The following is a 15,356-nucleotide window of genomic DNA, read 5'->3' on the forward strand; positions in this document are numbered from 1 at the left end:
CCCACCCCCACCCCGCCCCGTAAACCGGTGGGCTCTCGACCTCAGACGCCCCACCCGCCCCGCCAACACACCCGCACCCCACCCCACCCCTGGACAGCACGAACAGCCCCCGTGCAGCACGAAACCGGCGAAACCAGCGGCTCCCCCATATAGAGAGAAGACCACGGACGGGGGCTCCGGCACCACCCACCGTTCCCCGCCTGTGGACAACCCCGATTCCCGGAACGCATGGTCACCTCTCCGAGCGGGTAGGTGCGCCCGCACGCCGCCATTCGAGAAACGGAGGGGCCATGTACAGAAGACTGGACTCCGGTGACGACGACGTGCTCGGGTTCGAGGTGGAGGGCACCATCTCCCAGGAGTCCTTCGAGGAACTCCTGGAAGAGGTGCGCCACGGCATCGACCGGTCCGGCGGGGTCCGCCTGCTGCTCCGGGTCCACGGGTGGCCGGCCGACGAGACCCCCATGCTCGGTGAGCGACTGCGATTCGCCAAGGAGCACTTCCACCAGATCGAGCGCTACGCGGTGGTCGGCGACAGCCGGATCGTGGAGTACCTCACCACCCTGGCGGACGCCTTCGTCGACATGGACCTGCGCTTCTTCGAATCCGATGAGGAGGATCAGGCCTGGGCGTGGACCCGGGACCGAGGCACCTCTCAGGAGGCGTCGGCGTAGGCGTGTGCGTAGGCGAGGACGTCGTCCCGGTAGGAGTCGGACCGGTTGTACTCGAAGATCGCGTCCACCCAGTCCTCGGTGACGCTCAGGTCACGGCCGTCCTCGCACAGGTAGCGGGCGGCGGACAGGGCCGCGTCGTCGATGTTGTGCGGGTCGGGGGTCTCCCCCTCCAGTGACTCCGCCCATTTGTTCCAGGTCATCGGGATGAACTGCATCGGGCCGACCGCCCGGTCCCACTCGGTGTCCCCGTCCAGCTCACCGTCGTCCGTGTCCGGGATGGCCCGGGTGTTGTTGGTGCCGTCGAGCGGGATGCCGATGACGTTCACGGTGGTCTTGCCGTCCGGGCCGATCTCGCCGCCCGCGTAGGTGCCGTGGCGGGATTCGATGAAGCCGATCCCCGCCAGGGTCGGCCAGGACAGGCCGCACTCGGCCTGGTCCTCGTCGAGCACCAGCTGCGCGCTCGCGTAGCCCTCCAGGGCCCGGCGCGGGATCCCGGTCGCGTCGGCGACCTCGTCCAGCCAGGTGTCGTCGGGACGCTGCGCTCCGGGCGCGGGTCGGGACTGTTCGTCCGCACCTGCCTCGGCGGGTTCTCCTGTCTCGTCGTCGCTACGCGGCCTCACCCCGGTGTGTTCGGGGGGCCCGGTCAGCTCGTCGTGCGGCGGGGTCGCGATGGTGCCGTCCGAGGGATCCACGGAGGCGGCGGTCGGTGGTTCCCATTCGTTGAGCGCGGTGGTCACCCGTCCGACCAGGACCACGACCCCCACCGTCACCAACAGGCAAACGGCCAAGGCGAGACTGACCGCGATCATCGGCCCACGGCCTCGACGCCGCCGGGCGTCGCTCACGCTGCCACCCATGCAGTCCTCCCCATGGAAAGGTCACCAAGACGTAACGACACATCAAAACTCGCCCCATGGTCGCACATGGTCTCGACCGGATCTCACCGGTGGGTGTTCGGAAAGGAAGGGCGCCCCGCCGGTCGGCGGGGCGCCCTCGTGGTGTCGTGTCGCGTGTTCGCGGTCGTCTCTACCGGTGCGGGTTGACGACGACCTCGACCCGCTGGAACTCCTTCAGGTCCGAGTAACCAGAGGTCGCCATGGTGCGCCGCAGGGCGCCCATGAGGTTCATGGAGCCGTCACTGGTGGAGGCCGGTCCGTGCAGGATCGACTCGAGGTCGCCGATGGTGCCGACCTCGACCCGCTCGCCGCGCGGAAGCTCACCGTGGTGAGCCTCACTGCCCCAGTGGTAACCGCCGCCGGGCGCCTCGGTGGCGCGGGCCAGCGGGGACCCGACCATGACGGCGTCCGCACCGCAGGCCAGGGCCTTGGCGATGTCACCACTGCCGGTCATGCCGCCGTCGGCGATGACGTGCACGTAGCGGCCACCGGATTCGTCGAGGTAGTCGCGGCGGGCCGCGGCGACGTCACCGATGGCGCTGGCCATGGGGACCGCCACGCCCAGAACGGAACGGGTGGTGTGGCCCGACCCGCCACCGAAACCGACCAGCACGCCGGCCGCGCCGGTGCGCATCAGGTGCAGGGCGGCGGTGTAGGTGGCGCAGCCGCCGACCACGACGGGGACGTCGAGGTCATAGATGAACTGCTTGAGGTTGAGCGGCTCGGCCCGACCCGAGACGTGTTCGGCGGAGACCGTGGTACCGCGGATGACGAAGATGTCCACACCCGCGTCGACGACCGCCTTGTGGTACTGGGCGGTGCGCTGCGGCGACAGACGGACCGCGGTGACCAGACCGGTGTCACGGATCTCCTCGATCCGGCGGCCGATCAGCTCCTCCTGGATGGGGGCGGAGTAGATCTCCTGGAGCCGCCTGGTGGCCGCCACGTCGTCGAGTTCACGAATCTCCTGGAGCAACGGCTCCGGGTCCTCGTACCGCGTCCACAGGCCTTCCAGGTCCAGAACGCCGAGGCCGCCCTGTCGTCCGACCGCGACGACGGTCTTGGGCGAGGCGACGCTGTCCATGGGGCTGACCACGAGGGGCGTCTCGAACCGGTAGGCGTCGATCTGCCAGGAGATCGACACTTCTTCCGGGTCTCGGGTTCGCCTGGCCGGCACGATCCCGATCTCATCGAGTTCGTAGGCGCGACGCCCGTTCTTACCCAGCCCGATCTCCACCTGAGCCAACGCTTCGATTCCCCTCTGACGTGCGGAGCCGATCGGTCGACCGGCGCGATGACCGCGGACGCGAGTCTATCCGCCCACGGTCACCCTCTCAGTTCCCGTTCGTGCGTCAACGGGCGTTGTAGTTGGGTGCTTCCACCGTCATCTTGATGTCGTGCGGGTGGCTTTCGCGCAGGCCGGCGCTGGTGATGCGCATGAGCTGGCCGCGTTCACGAAGTTCGGGCAAGGTGGCGGTGCCCGCGTACCACATGGACTGGTGCAGGCCACCGACGAGCTGGTGGGCGACGGCCGAGAGCGGACCGCGGAAGGGCACCTGACCTTCGATGCCCTCGGGGACGAGCTTGTCCTCGGAGGAGACGTCGGCCTGGGCGTAGCGGTCCTTGGAGAAGGAACGGCCGCGCATGGCACCCAGCGACCCCATGCCGCGGTAGGCCTTGAACTGTTTGCCGTTGATGAAGATGAGCTCGCCCGGGCTCTCCTCCACACCGGCGAGGAGGCTGCCGAGCATGACGGTGCTCGCGCCGGCGGTGATCGCCTTGGCGATCTCGCCGGAGTACTGGAGGCCGCCGTCGGCGATGAGCGGAACACCGGCCGGGCCGCACGCCTTGGCCGCCTCCAGGATCGCGGTGAGCTGTGGCGCGCCCACACCGGCGACCACACGGGTGGTGCAGATGGAACCCGGGCCCACGCCCACCTTGACGGCGTCGGCGCCGGCGTCGATGAGCAGCTGGGCCCCGGCTCGGGTGGCCACGTTGCCGGCGACGACGTCGGCGCGGGAGTTGGCCTTGAGCTTGGCGATCATGTCGGCGAGCCCCGCGGAGTGGCCGTGCGCGGTGTCGACGACGACGAAGTCGACCCCGGCGTCGACGAGCAGCCTGGCGCGCTCCTCCGCCTCGACGCCCACGCCGACGGCGCCACCGACGACGAGACGGCCGTCCGCGTCCTTGGTGGCGTTGGGGAACTGCTCGCTCTTGATGAAGTCCTTGACGGTGATGAGGCCGCGGAGGCGGTTGTCGGCGTCCACCAGCGGAAGCTTCTCGACCTTGTGCTTGCGCAGTAGCCCGAAGGCCTTCTCGCGGCTGACCCCGACCGGCGCGGTGACCAGGTTCTCCGTGGTCATGACCTCGCGTACCAGGCGGGAGCGGTCGTCCTCGAAGCGCATGTCGCGGTTGGTGACGATGCCGACGAGCCTGCCCTGGGCGTCGGTGACCGGGACACCGGAGATCCGGTAGTGGGCGCACAGGCGCTCGACCTCGGCGAGGTCGTCCTCGGGCTGACAGGTGACCGGGTCGGTGACCATGCCGGCCTCGGAGCGCTTGACCAGGTCGATGTGGCCGGCCTGGTCCTCGGCGGAAAGGTTGCGGTGCAGGACCCCGGCTCCGCCCTGGCGGGCCATCGCCACGGCCATGCGGGCCTCGGTGACGGTGTCCATCGCTGCGGACAGCAGCGGGATGCTGAGTTCGATGTTGCGGGACAGCCGGGTGGCGGTGTCCACGTCGCCGGGCTGGAGGTCGGAGTAACCCGGCACCAGCAGGACGTCGTCGTAGGTCAGCCCCGGCGGGAGCAATTTGTCCCCGTACTCGCTGTACTCATGGCTCATGACACAACCTCCGCTGTTGACCGGCAACACCTGCGCGGATCGCCCCCGCGTGTCGTCTCATCCTAGGACGTCGTGTCGTGCTCCCCAGGTGGAATGGACTGTTCGCCCCGTCACCACGGCCATGAAGTGCGCAACGTCACGGTTCACACGGGAGCGGAGGTCACCGAGGGATCACCGGGACGAAGCGTGGGAGTAACGGCAGTATCCCCGGGAGTGCCTCGGTGGGAGGAAGGTGATGCGGTTCGGGCAGATTCTCCTCCCCGGCCCGGGCACGCGCCCGTGCTCGATCGAGGCCTTATGGGAGGACGCGGTTCGCCAAGGCCACCTTCCGAAGCCGAGCAATAGCTCGGTGCTGGGCAACCCGTACCGCCCCTGCCGACATTCCAAGAAGATGTCCCGTCTCGTCCGCTGTCAGTCCTGTGATCACCCGCAACACCAGCAGTCTGCGCTGCTGTTCGGGAAGCTCGTCGAGGAGCTCTCTGGCCCGCTGCGCCTCGATGACGCGCACGGCGGCCTCTTCCGGTCCCGGCCCCTCGTCCTGCGGCTCCGGCACGGTGTCGGTGGGGACCGTCTCCATCCGCCCGGCCACCCGAAGGGTGTCGGCGACCTTGTGCGCCGCGATGCCGAACACGAAGGAGGCGAAGGGCCTGCCCCGGTCCTGGTATCTGGGGATCGCCGTGAGCAGGGCGATGCAGACCTCCTGCGCGACGTCGTCGGAGTGGTGTGCCAGCCCCGACACCCGCGCCAGCCTGCTGTGGCAGTACCGCACCACCATGGGGCGGACCTCGCGCAGCAGCGAGTCCATCGCCCCGTCGTCCCCCCGAACGGCGAGCGACCCCAGTTGGTTCAAACCCGTTTCGCGCACGTCGGAGGGTGTCCCTGTCCGCTGCGCGGTAACGCCCCCCCGGGCGCCTGCATCCGTCACGTTAGGAATGATGCCCGCATCACGGGACCCAACCACTCCAATCGGCAACTACGGAATGGTTACATTTCGGGAAAATGGCCCGGAATCACCACAGAGAAGAGGCCCTTTCGACCCTCTCCCATGATAGTGAGCCCGACCACTCGGGCCCACTTCGGCGAACGGGGGCGGGATGCCGTGGCGGCCCGCCCCCGCTCGACGTCTCACCCCTAGTGGGAGTGACCGTCTCCCTCGTCCTCCTCCGGCCTGTCCGCGACCAACACCTCGGTGGTCAGCAGCATGCCCGCGATGGACGCGGCGTTCTGAACGGCGGAACGGGTGACCTTGACCGGGTCGAGGATGCCCGCGCCGGTCAGGTCGCCGTAGGCGCCCGTGGCGGCGTTGAACCCGTGGCCGATCTCCAGCTCGGAGATCTTGTGGGTCACGACGTAGCCCTCGGCGCCGGCGTTCTCCGCGATCCAACGGGCCGGCTCGACCAGCGCGCGACGGACGATGGACACGCCGGTCGCCTCGTCGCCGGTCAGGCCGAGGTCGCCCAGGGCGGTGGAAGCGTGCACCAGGGAGGCGCCGCCGCCGGCGACGATGCCCTCCTCGATGGCCGCACGGGTCGCCGAGATGGCGTCCTCCAGGCGGTGCTTCTTCTCCTTGAGCTCGATCTCGGTGGCCGCGCCCACGCGCAGCACCGAGACACCGCCCGCGAGCTTGGCGAGGCGCTCCTGGAGCTTCTCGCGGTCCCAGTCGGAGTCGCTCGCCTCGATCTCGTTGCGGATCTGGCGGACGCGGTCCTCGACGTCGGCCTGCGCGCCGGCACCGTCGACGATGGTCGTGTCGTCCTTGGTGATGGTGACGCGACGGGCGGTGCCCAGCACGTCCAGCTCGGCGTTGTCCAGGCTCAGGCCGACCTCTTCGGAGATGACCTGGCCACCGGTGAGGACGGCGATGTCCTGGAGCATGGCCTTGCGACGCTCGCCGAAACCGGGCGCCTTGACCGCGGCGACGTTGAGCGCGCCGCGCATCTTGTTCAGCACCAGGGCGCCCAGGGCGTCGCCCTCGACGTCCTCGGCGATGATCAGCAGCGGCTTCTTGGTCTGGACGACCTTCTCCAGGAGCGGCAGCAGCTCGTTGAGGTTGCCGATCTTGCCCTGGCTGATGAGGACGAGGGCGTCCTCCAGCACCGCCTCCTGGCGGTCCCCGTCCGTGACGAAGTAGGGGGAGATGTAGCCCTTGTCGAACTGCAGACCCTCGGTGAAGTCGAGCTCCAGCCCGAACGCCGGGGACTCCTCGACGGTGATGACACCGTCCTTGCCGACCTTGTCGAACGCCTCGGCGATCAGGTCACCGATCTGGGCGTCCTGGGCCGAGTTGGTCGCCACGTAGGCGATGTCGGAGCGCTCCTTGATCGGAACGGCGCGCTCCAGCAGGGTCTCCGACACCTGCTGGGCGGCGGCGTCGATGCCCTTCTTCAGGGACATCGGGGAGGCACCGGCGGCCACGCTGCGCAGGCCCTCGCGGACCAGCGCCTGGGCCAGCACGGTGGCCGTGGTGGTTCCGTCACCCGCGGCGTCGTTGGTCTTGGTGGCGACCTCCTTGACCAGCTGGGCGCCCAGGTTCTCGTAGGGCTCGTCCAGCTCGATCTCACGGGCGACGGTCACACCGTCGTTCGTGATGGTGGGGGCACCGAACTTCTTGTCGATGACGACGTTGCGGCCACGCGGACCGAGCGTCACCTTCACGGCGTCGGCGAGACGGTCCACGCCCCGCTCGAGGGCGCGACGGGCGTCGTCCTCGAACTCCAGGATCTTCGGCATCTGTGGTGTTTCCTCTTACCGTTGTGAGGTCATGTAACGAGGACATCCCGCCCCGCCCGGCTTCGAGGGCCGACCGGTGCGGGATGTCGAGGATCGAACGCCGAGAGCTACTTCTCGACGACCGCGAGGAGGTCGCGGGCGGAGAGCACCAGGTACTCCTCGCCGTCGTACTTGACCTCGGTGCCGCCGTACTTGCTGTACAGAACGACGTCGCCGACGCTGACGTCCAGCGGAATGCGCTTGTCGCCCTCGTCGTCCCAGCGGCCGGGACCCACGGCCAGGACCTCGCCCTCCTGGGGCTTCTCCTTGGCGGTGTCCGGAATGACCAGACCGGAGGCGGTGGTCTGCTCGGCCTCCAGGGTCTTGACCACGACGCGGTCCTCGAGCGGCTTCAGCACGGTCTTGGTGGCGGTCGACACGGTAGTGACCTCCCCCTTCAAGGTTTCGGTGTCCTGAACGGCGGCCCGTGCGGGAGCACGGACCGACTCTACGTAAAAGGGGCGACCGCGGCGGCCTGTCGTCGCGGGTGCCAGACCGGCCTCGTCGCGATTAGCACTCTACCCCCGAGAGTGCCAGAATGGAAATGTGGCGAGGGTCCTGGTCACGGGGGCGGGCTCGCCTCCCCGTCGTGCCCACCGCAGGAGAACCCATGCACCTTCCCGCCTTCTCGGCGCTGCTCACCGACGCGGGACGGGAGGTCCTGGCCGAAGTGGACCCCGTCTCCGCCACGAAGGACCCCTTGTCGACGGCCTCTCGGCTGCGCGCGAACCCGGCGGTGTCCGCACTGGACCCGGACCTTCCCGTGGCCGAACTCGTCAACGCGGTGATGACCGAGGTGGGCTTGCGTGAGCGTGGGCGCGCCAAGTTCGGGGAGCGCGCGACGCGGATGTTCTTCACCCCCGACGGCCTGGAGCAGTCGACCCGGGCCTCGATCGCCGCCCATCGCGCCGAACGGGTCGCCGAGGTGGCCGCTTCCGTCCTGGACGGTGGCGTGGCGGGCGACCTGTGCTGCGGCGTGGGAGCCGACCTGTTGGCCCTGGCCGAGGTGGGGGTTCCGGTGGAGGGGATGGACGCCGATCCCCTCACCGTGGCGGTGGCCCGCGCCAATATCGAGGCCTTGGGCCTGTCCGACCACGCCGGTGTGCGCGAGGGCGACGTGAACGAGGTCGCCCCCGGCGCCCATCCCCTGTTGTTCTGCGACCCGGCCCGCCGCGGGGGCCGTGGTCGGGTGTTCGACCCGGCTGCCTATTCACCCCCGTGGGACGTGGCCACCGCTCTGGCCGATGCCGCCGGCGCGGCCTGCCTGAAGGCGGCGCCGGGCATCCCGCACGAGGCCCTGTCCCCCGAGGCCTCCGTGGAGTGGATCTCGGTGGACGGCGAACTGAAGGAGACGGCCCTGTGGTTCGGCGCGCTCGCCGAGGGGCCTCGGCGACGCGCCACGGTGCTGCACGAGCGGCCCGGGCTGTTGGCGAGCGAGGGTTCCGTCGCGCGCCTGGACGCCGTCCCCGACCTGGGGCCCGCGCCGGTGGCCACGGCGCGACGCTATCTCTACGACCCGGACCCGGCGGTGGTGCGTTCGCACCTGGTGGCCGAGGCGGCGGCCAAGGTGGACGGGGCCCTGCTGGACGAGCGCATCGCCTACTTCACCTCGGACCGGGTCGAGGTCTCACCACTGTGGCGGGTGCTGGAGATCGTGGAGTGCGCGCCGTTCTCGGCCAAACGACTTCGCGCATCGGTGCGGGCCCACAGGGCCGGAACGATAACGATCAAGAAACGGGGATCGGCCGTGGACACGGAGAAGCTTCGGCGCGACCTGAAGGCGTCCGGCCCGGAGAAGATGACCATCGTCCTCACCCGAATCGGCGAAAGACCCTTCTACCTGCTGTGTCGCGAAATCGAGGCGCCGTAGAGATCCCTCGCCCTCCGAGGGAATGCCTCGTGCGCGATTCGGTTCACCACGCGCGGACCATATCGTTACCTCGTACGACGACATCTTTCACGGACCCCCCGGGTTACGCCGGGTGATGTCGTTAAACTGGCCACCGCCGTACTCTTCCCCTTCTCATGGGCCCACCCGGACCGGCACGGCGCCCACGCCCCCAATGTGTACGCACAGTCACACTTTCGTCACGTTGAGGCCTAGTCGGCGCGTCACGCCGCCCACCCGGGGACCATCGAGAACCCGCCCTCCCGGAAACCTCCACCGTCCGAAGCACCGGGCGAAGGCGGGAGCGCCAGAACCATAAGGAGCACCTCGGTGGAACAGACCAATCACAACTTCCTCAACGGTGGGGGGCAGTCCGGTGTCTCCGACCGGATGCGCGACCTCCTCTCCCAGGCCGCCCAGGAACACGTCTCCGAGCAGAAGTCCCAGGGGGCCGTCAGCGAGGAGATGCGCCAGCGCCTCGAAGGCATGGAGTGGTTGCTGCGCGAACTGCGCGAACGCGAACTCACCTCCCTCGCCGAGTCGATCACCGCGGTCGACGGTCGGATCGACGACTTCCTGGCCCGTCCGCCGGAGTGGGCCGAGGCCCTCGCCGAACACATCGAGGTTCTCGGGCAACAGGTCAAGCCCCTGGCGGACATGCCCTCCCTACGGGCCGACACCCACCGCATCGCCGGCCACCTGGACACCGTGCTGACCCGTCTGCAGCGCATGGCCGAGACCGGGACCCGGACCGCGGAGCAGGTGGTGGAGGTCGGCGAGCGCGTCACCGCGCTGGGCGAGACCTTCGGCACCCGTCTGGACGCCCTCGACACCGCCCTGGAGACCCTCAACGGGCGCACCGAGGCCATCGAGACCGCGATCGCCACCCTGGACACCACCCTCGGTGAGCGTCACGAGGAGCTGGCCGGCAGGTTCGTCGAGGGCAAGGACGCCCTGGGCGAGGCGGTCGAGCAGACCCGCGAGGCCGTCCGGGAGAGCCGCGCCGAGCTCAACACCACCCTCGCCGACCGCACCGCCGAGCTGCGCACCCTCGTCGAGGAGAGCGCCTCGCGGCAGAACGAGACCCTGCTGGCCCGCCTACAGGAGAACACCGGCGAGCTCGGCGAGCGCCACAAGGAACTGGCCGAGGGGCTCAAGTCCCTCGCCACGACCTCCGAGGAGCGGCACGAGGCCCTCACCGGCAAGTTCACCGAGAGCGTCGGTCACCTCAGCACCCAGGCCGAGGAGAACCACGCCGAGGCCACCGCCGCCGTCGCCGACCTCACCGGCACGCTCACCAAGCTGCGGGAGAACCACGAGTCCTCCCTCGCCGACCTGCGCACGCACCTGCGTCAGCGCCTGTCGGAGCTGGACGAGCAGATCGAGCTGGGCCGGACCGAGACCCGCGAGCATGCCGAGGCCACCGCCGAGAGCCTGCGCGAGTCCGTCACCGAGCGCGCCGACGCCCTCGCCACCAAGGTCGCCCAGGACACCGAGAAGACCGCCACGGACCTGGCCGAGCTGCGCACTTCCATCCAGGAGGCGCACGAGCGGCTCACCTCGGAGACCGAGGAGCGCCACCAGACGTTCACCGAGGCCCTCTCCGAGCAGACCCAGAGTCACCGAAGCGCGCTCGACGAGCGGCTGGAGCGGCATCGCGAGGCCATCAACGGCAAGGTGGACACCCACCTGTCGCAGATCACCGGCAAGGTCGACCATGAGCTGGGTCGGCTCACCGACCGGTTCGACACCTTCGAGGGACACTTCGAGGGCAGCTTCGAGAGCGTCGAGGGCAAGATCGACCGTGTCGACGGCCGGATGGACGGCGTCAACGGTCGGCTGGACGGCATCGACGGCCGGGTCAACGGCGTCGAGGGCAAGTTCGAGGGCGTCAGTGGCCACTTCGAGGGCGTCGACGGCCGGATGGAGGCCATCGACGACCGGTTGGAGGCGCTCAACCAGCGACTCAACCAGCTCCCGCAGACCCTGGAGGTCAGCGAGCTGCACCGGCGTCTGACCGAGCTGGTGGACCGTCCGCAGCCGGATCACTCCGGCAAGCTCGACGAGATCGACGCGCACGTCACCTCGGCGGTGGACCCGGTCCTGCGCGAACTCAAGCAGCGTCCCGACCGGCACGAGTTCGAGGAGACCGTCACCGAGGCGGTGGAGAACTCGCACGACGACATCACCAAGCGTTTCTCCTCCCTGGAGGAAACGGTGCTGGCGCTGGCCGAAGCACTTCTGCGCCCGGGCCGTGACGGCAAGAAGAAGCGCCGCGGCGACGACGAGGACGACGACTAGGTCCTGTTTGAATCGCAGAAGGCGAGCCGGGGCCCGGAGCACTATCGCTCCGGGCCCCTTTCATGTTCCAACCGGCCTGCTCCGGAGAGTGGAAGGCGTTGAACCCGCACCGCGAGTGACCGGTCATCCCAGGTGAACACGGATGTGAATAGAAAAAATAACTTTCCACAATGACCCCTATAGGGAAATGGCGAAACTCGCCCGAAAAAGAAAGGAAACAAGTCGACTTGATGCCGAGGTTGCACAAGTTCATGCCATTTTTGCCTTGTGCGATCGAATTCTCTCTTGTTACGCTTAAAAGCAATGGCGGAACATTACGCCATTGCCTCGACCGCGTTTTTCGCAAAACGAAAGGAGTGCGTCATGGCCGACAGCCTGCAAATGATCTGTCACATCAACAACCGGACCCACCAGCCCCTCAAGTTCCAGTCGGAACACCTGGTCTGGGGGAAGTGGACGGAGACCCCCAACCAGTATCCGGTCGACGTCCCGGCCAGGGAGAGCATCCTGGCCTTCCGTTCCAGCGGCAGGTCGAACACCTCCTCCGGGACCGAGGGCTACGTGGTCTACCAGCTCGGGGACGAGCCGGAGGCCACCGTGACCATCTACTGGGACGTGCCCTGGCTCGCGGGATCGAGCAACAAGGTCACCACCAAGACCTCCCACCAGGACATCGCCGCCTCCATCGAGGGCTTCGCGGGGAGCGGCAGGGTCGAAGACGTCATCGTGAAGGTCGTCGACGGCCGTTGAGCCCGATGAGCGCAGCCGAAACGGCGGGCCCCGACGGACACGCTCCGTCGGGGCCCGCTTCTCCGGGGTCAGGGGGTCAGGACGATCTTGCCGAAGAGGTCGCCCTCGGCCATCGCCCGGAACCCCTCCTTCGCGTCCTTGAGCGGCAGCACCCGGTCGATCCGGGGCCGGACGCCGGTACGCACGCACATCTCGACCAGGGACCGGAGCTCCTCCTTGGTGCCCATCGTCGAACCCAGCACGCGCAACTGTAGGAAGAACATCCTGGTCAGTTCGGCGGACGGGGCGTCACCGCTGGTGGCCCCACAGGTCACGACGGCGCCACCCGGCTTGAGGGACAGGATGGAGTGCTTCCAGGTGGCCTGACCCACCGAGTCGAACACCACGTCCACCTTCTCCGGCAGACGCTCCCCCGAGGGCACCGCCGCGTAGGCCCCCAGGTCCATGGCCTTGGCACGCTTGCTCTCGTCCCTGCTGGTCACGTACACCCGGTGGCCTACCCGCGCGGCCAGGGTGATGAGCGCGCCGGAGACCCCGCCACCGGCGCCCTGCACCAGCACGGTCGACCCGGGCAGCAGGTCCACCTTGCCGAACAACATGCTGTACGCGGTCAGCCAGGCCGTGGGCAGGCACGAGGCCTCTTCGAAGGACAGCTCCGGTGGCTTGGGGAGGAGGTTCTCCCTCGGCACCAGGACCTTCTCGGCGAGGGTGCCGTCGTGGACCTCGGACAACAAGGAGAAGCGCGGCGATCGGCCGGGCACGGGAGGTTCGGTCACCACGCCGTGCACGATGACCTCGTTACCGTCCTCGTCGATCCCGGCGGCGTCCCCACCCAGGATCATCGGGAGCCGTTCCTCCTTGAGGGCGACCCCGCGCAGGCTCCAGACGTCGTGGTGGTTGAGCGAGGCGGCCTTGACCCGAACGGTCGTCCACCCCTCCCGGGGTTCGGGATCGGGACGCTCACCGAGGTCCAGCCCGGAGAGGGGATCGTCGAAGGAGATGCGTGCTGCGGTGATGGCGAACATACCCGTACCCAACCACGCCGACCGAGCCCGGTTCCAGCCTCGGTTCACACCGCCAGAGGAGACCCCACCGGCAGTGAGGTGTCCGTGGCCAGGGCCAGGGACGACGGCGGCAGACCCGCCTTCACCACCTCGGCGCCCAAAGCGGCGATCATCGCCCCGTTATCGGTGCACAGCCTGGGCCGCGGCACCCGCAGCTCGATCCCGGCCTCGGCACAGCGCTGCTCGGCCAGGGCGCGCAGCGCCGAGTTGGCCGCCACGCCGCCGCTGATGACCAGGGTGCGCACCCCGTGCTCCATGCAGGCGTCCACGGCCTTGCGGGTGAGCACGTCCACCACCGACTCCTGGAAGGCGGCGGCGATGTCGGCGACCACCAGGGGCTCGCCCCGACGGTCGGCGTCCTCGACGTGGCGGGCCACGGCGGTCTTCAACCCGGAGAAGGAGAAGTCGTAGGTGCCATCGCCCCACTTGCCGCGCGGGAACCGGGTCGCCTTGGGGTTGCCGCGCTGGGCGGCCTGGTCGATGGGCGGTCCGCCCGGGTAGGGCAGCTCCAGCAGCCGGGCCACCTTGTCGTAGGCCTCCCCTGCGGCGTCGTCGACGGTGTCACCGAGCGAGACCACGTCGGTCGCCAGGTCGTTGACCAGCAACAACGAGGTGTGCCCGCCCGAGACCAGCAGGGCGATGGACGGCTTGGGCAGCGGTCCGTGCTCCAGCTGGTCCACGGCCACGTGGCCGACCAGGTGGTTGACGCCGTACAGCGGCTTGCCGAGCGCCATGGCGTAGGCCTTGGCGGCGGACACCCCCACCAGCAGGGCCCCGGCCAGGCCGGGCCCCGCGGTGACGGCGATCGCGTCGACGTCGCCGAGGGACACCCCCGCGTTGTCCAGGGCGCGGCGTACCGTGGGGGTCATGGCCTCCAGGTGGGCGCGGCTGGCCACCTCGGGCACCACTCCACCGAAGCGCACGTGCTGGTCGACGCTGGAGGCCACCGAGTCACCGAGCAGTTCGCAGCCGCGCACCAACGCCACCCCGGTCTCGTCGCAGGACGACTCGATCCCCAGGATCAACGGCTCACTCATGGGTGGTTCCCTCCTGAGCGACGCGCCGCATGACGATGGCGTCCGCTCCCTTGTAGTAGCCGCGCCGAACGCCGAGTTCGACGAAACCGAAACGTCGGTACAGGTCCTGGGCGCGTGGGTTGTCCGAACGCACTTCCAGGAACGTGTGGGTGACGCCGCGCGCCGCACCCTGGTCGAGGAGTTCGGTGAGCAGCGCCCGCCCGATGCCCCTTCCCCAGGCCTCCTCGGCCACGGCCATGGTCTGGACGTCGCCCTCGGGCGGGACGAAGCGCAGTCCGGCGTAGCCGACGAGGGCGCCGTCGGACTCGGCCACGACGTAGTGGCGGGTGGCGGTCTCGGCGAGTTCGTCGCGGAGCATGCCCTCGCTCCAGGCGTCGTGTGGGAACAGACGTCGTTCCAGGTCCATGACGGCGGGGACGTCTTCGCCGGTCATGGGACGCAGAGTCGGTCGGGCCGTCACTTCACCCACTGGCGGACCTTCTTCGGCGTGCCCGGTTCGACGGCGTCGGGCCGGCGCAGGTAGAGGGGGTCGGGTCCGGGGAGCTTCTCGCCACGGTGCAGACGCCACAGGGCGAGTTCGGCCATGGCGGCGGCGTTCGGCAGGTACGGTTCCGCGGCCGGCGATCCGAGCGCCTCGGTGTACATGCGGGCACCGTCACCGACCAGGGGCAGCCCCTCGGTGTCGATCTCGGCGGGCCGGTCGACCCGCACCTCGCCCACACGGGTGAGGTGGTCGTCGTAGCGCGCCCAGAACACCTCCTTGCGGCGAGCGTCGGTCATCGCGAGGAAGGGTTCGGTGCGCTTGGTTCCGAAGGCCAGGGCGTCCAGGGTGGTCATCCCGTGGCAGGGGATCCCGAGCGCGTCGGCGAGGGCGTGCCCGGTGGCCAGGCCGACCCGGAGGCCGGTGTAGGGGCCGGGGCCCACTCCCACCACGATCTGGTCGAGGTCGGCCGGTTCGTGCCCGGACTCGGTGAGCACTCCACGCACCGTTGGGGTGAGGAGTTCACCATGGCGTCGGGCGTCCACCGAGCTCGCGCTCGCGCGGAGGGTGAAGGTGCCGTCGTCGTCGGTCTCGCCGACGGCTGCGGTGACCGCCGAGGTGGCGGTGTCGAAGGCCAGGAGCAACACGGGTGT

At 69.2% G+C, this 15,356-nt stretch carries 14 protein-coding genes; 4 read left to right on the forward strand and 10 right to left on the reverse strand.

Annotation, left to right across the window (positions count from 1 at the left end; all coding sequences use genetic code 11):
* Positions 1 to 290: 290 nt before the first annotated feature.
* Positions 291 to 674 carry a SpoIIAA family protein gene (locus NLI01S_RS05870; protein WP_067600408.1) on the forward strand — a complete coding sequence of 128 codons (384 nt, stop codon included), beginning with the start codon at positions 291 to 293 and terminating at the stop codon, positions 672 to 674.
* Here the strand turns inward: NLI01S_RS05870 and NLI01S_RS05875 are convergent.
* The 6 genes from NLI01S_RS05875 to groES all read right to left on the reverse strand — a co-directional run bounded on the left by NLI01S_RS05875 (position 656) and on the right by groES (position 7,562).
* Positions 656 to 1,531, reverse strand: a complete 876-nt coding sequence (locus NLI01S_RS05875; RefSeq protein WP_067600410.1) for a lytic transglycosylase domain-containing protein — start codon at positions 1,529 to 1,531, stop codon at positions 656 to 658. The two genes, NLI01S_RS05870 and NLI01S_RS05875, sit on opposite strands and share 19 nt — an antisense overlap.
* Before the next feature lie 169 nt (positions 1,532 to 1,700).
* Positions 1,701 to 2,807 (reverse strand): GuaB3 family IMP dehydrogenase-related protein, encoded by a 1,107-nt coding sequence (locus NLI01S_RS05880; RefSeq protein WP_067600413.1) that lies wholly within the window; start codon positions 2,805 to 2,807, stop codon positions 1,701 to 1,703.
* Between the two features lie 115 nt (positions 2,808 to 2,922).
* Positions 2,923 to 4,413: an IMP dehydrogenase gene (gene guaB, locus NLI01S_RS05885; RefSeq protein WP_067600416.1), complete on the reverse strand. Its 1,491-nt coding sequence runs from the start codon at positions 4,411 to 4,413 to the stop codon at positions 2,923 to 2,925.
* Positions 4,414 to 4,708: 295 nt separating this feature from the next.
* Positions 4,709 to 5,263, reverse strand: coding sequence for a sigma-70 family RNA polymerase sigma factor (locus NLI01S_RS05890; RefSeq protein ID WP_084392346.1), 555 nt, complete (start codon positions 5,261 to 5,263; stop codon positions 4,709 to 4,711).
* Between the two features lie 281 nt (positions 5,264 to 5,544).
* A complete protein-coding gene (gene groL, locus NLI01S_RS05895) occupies positions 5,545 to 7,143 on the reverse strand; it encodes a chaperonin GroEL (protein ID WP_067600419.1) in 1,599 nt (532 codons plus the stop codon).
* A gap of 107 nt (positions 7,144 to 7,250) precedes the next feature.
* On the reverse strand, positions 7,251 to 7,562 hold the full coding sequence (gene groES, locus NLI01S_RS05900; protein WP_067600482.1) for a co-chaperone GroES: 312 nt from the start codon (positions 7,560 to 7,562) through the stop codon (positions 7,251 to 7,253).
* Positions 7,563 to 7,792: 230 nt separating this feature from the next.
* Here groES and NLI01S_RS05905 point away from each other — a divergent pair, with 230 nt between their 5' ends.
* The 3 genes from NLI01S_RS05905 to NLI01S_RS05915 all read left to right on the forward strand — a co-directional run bounded on the left by NLI01S_RS05905 (position 7,793) and on the right by NLI01S_RS05915 (position 12,121).
* Positions 7,793 to 9,052 (forward strand): class I SAM-dependent methyltransferase, encoded by a 1,260-nt coding sequence (locus NLI01S_RS05905; RefSeq protein ID WP_067600422.1) that lies wholly within the window; start codon positions 7,793 to 7,795, stop codon positions 9,050 to 9,052.
* Positions 9,053 to 9,400: 348 nt separating this feature from the next.
* Positions 9,401 to 11,371 (forward strand): hypothetical protein, encoded by a 1,971-nt coding sequence (locus tag NLI01S_RS05910; RefSeq protein WP_067600426.1) that lies wholly within the window; start codon positions 9,401 to 9,403, stop codon positions 11,369 to 11,371.
* A gap of 363 nt (positions 11,372 to 11,734) precedes the next feature.
* Positions 11,735 to 12,121 (forward strand): aegerolysin family protein, encoded by a 387-nt coding sequence (locus NLI01S_RS05915; protein ID WP_067600429.1) that lies wholly within the window; start codon positions 11,735 to 11,737, stop codon positions 12,119 to 12,121.
* A gap of 68 nt (positions 12,122 to 12,189) precedes the next feature.
* Here NLI01S_RS05915 and NLI01S_RS05920 read toward each other — a convergent pair whose 3' ends face one another.
* Genes NLI01S_RS05920 through tsaB form a run of 4 tightly spaced genes read right to left on the reverse strand, consistent with a single transcriptional unit; the run spans position 12,190 to position 15,350 of the window.
* A complete protein-coding gene (locus NLI01S_RS05920; protein ID WP_067600432.1) occupies positions 12,190 to 13,146 on the reverse strand; it encodes a zinc-binding dehydrogenase in 957 nt (318 codons plus the stop codon).
* A gap of 44 nt (positions 13,147 to 13,190) precedes the next feature.
* Complete coding sequence (gene tsaD / locus NLI01S_RS05925) at positions 13,191 to 14,222, reverse strand: tRNA (adenosine(37)-N6)-threonylcarbamoyltransferase complex transferase subunit TsaD (RefSeq protein WP_067600435.1); 1,032 nt, start codon at positions 14,220 to 14,222, stop codon at positions 13,191 to 13,193.
* A complete protein-coding gene (gene rimI / locus NLI01S_RS05930) occupies positions 14,215 to 14,655 on the reverse strand; it encodes a ribosomal protein S18-alanine N-acetyltransferase (protein WP_067600438.1) in 441 nt (146 codons plus the stop codon). The genes tsaD and rimI overlap by 8 nt, the downstream gene beginning before the upstream one ends.
* Before the next feature lie 23 nt (positions 14,656 to 14,678).
* Positions 14,679 to 15,350, reverse strand: a complete 672-nt coding sequence (gene tsaB / locus NLI01S_RS05935) for a tRNA (adenosine(37)-N6)-threonylcarbamoyltransferase complex dimerization subunit type 1 TsaB (RefSeq protein ID WP_067600442.1) — start codon at positions 15,348 to 15,350, stop codon at positions 14,679 to 14,681.
* Positions 15,351 to 15,356 lie beyond the last annotated feature (6 nt).

Origin of the sequence: Nocardiopsis listeri NBRC 13360, from assembly GCF_001570765.1 — a bacterium.
In the GTDB taxonomy this organism is placed as follows: Bacteria; Actinomycetota; Actinomycetes; order Streptosporangiales; family Streptosporangiaceae; genus Nocardiopsis; species Nocardiopsis listeri.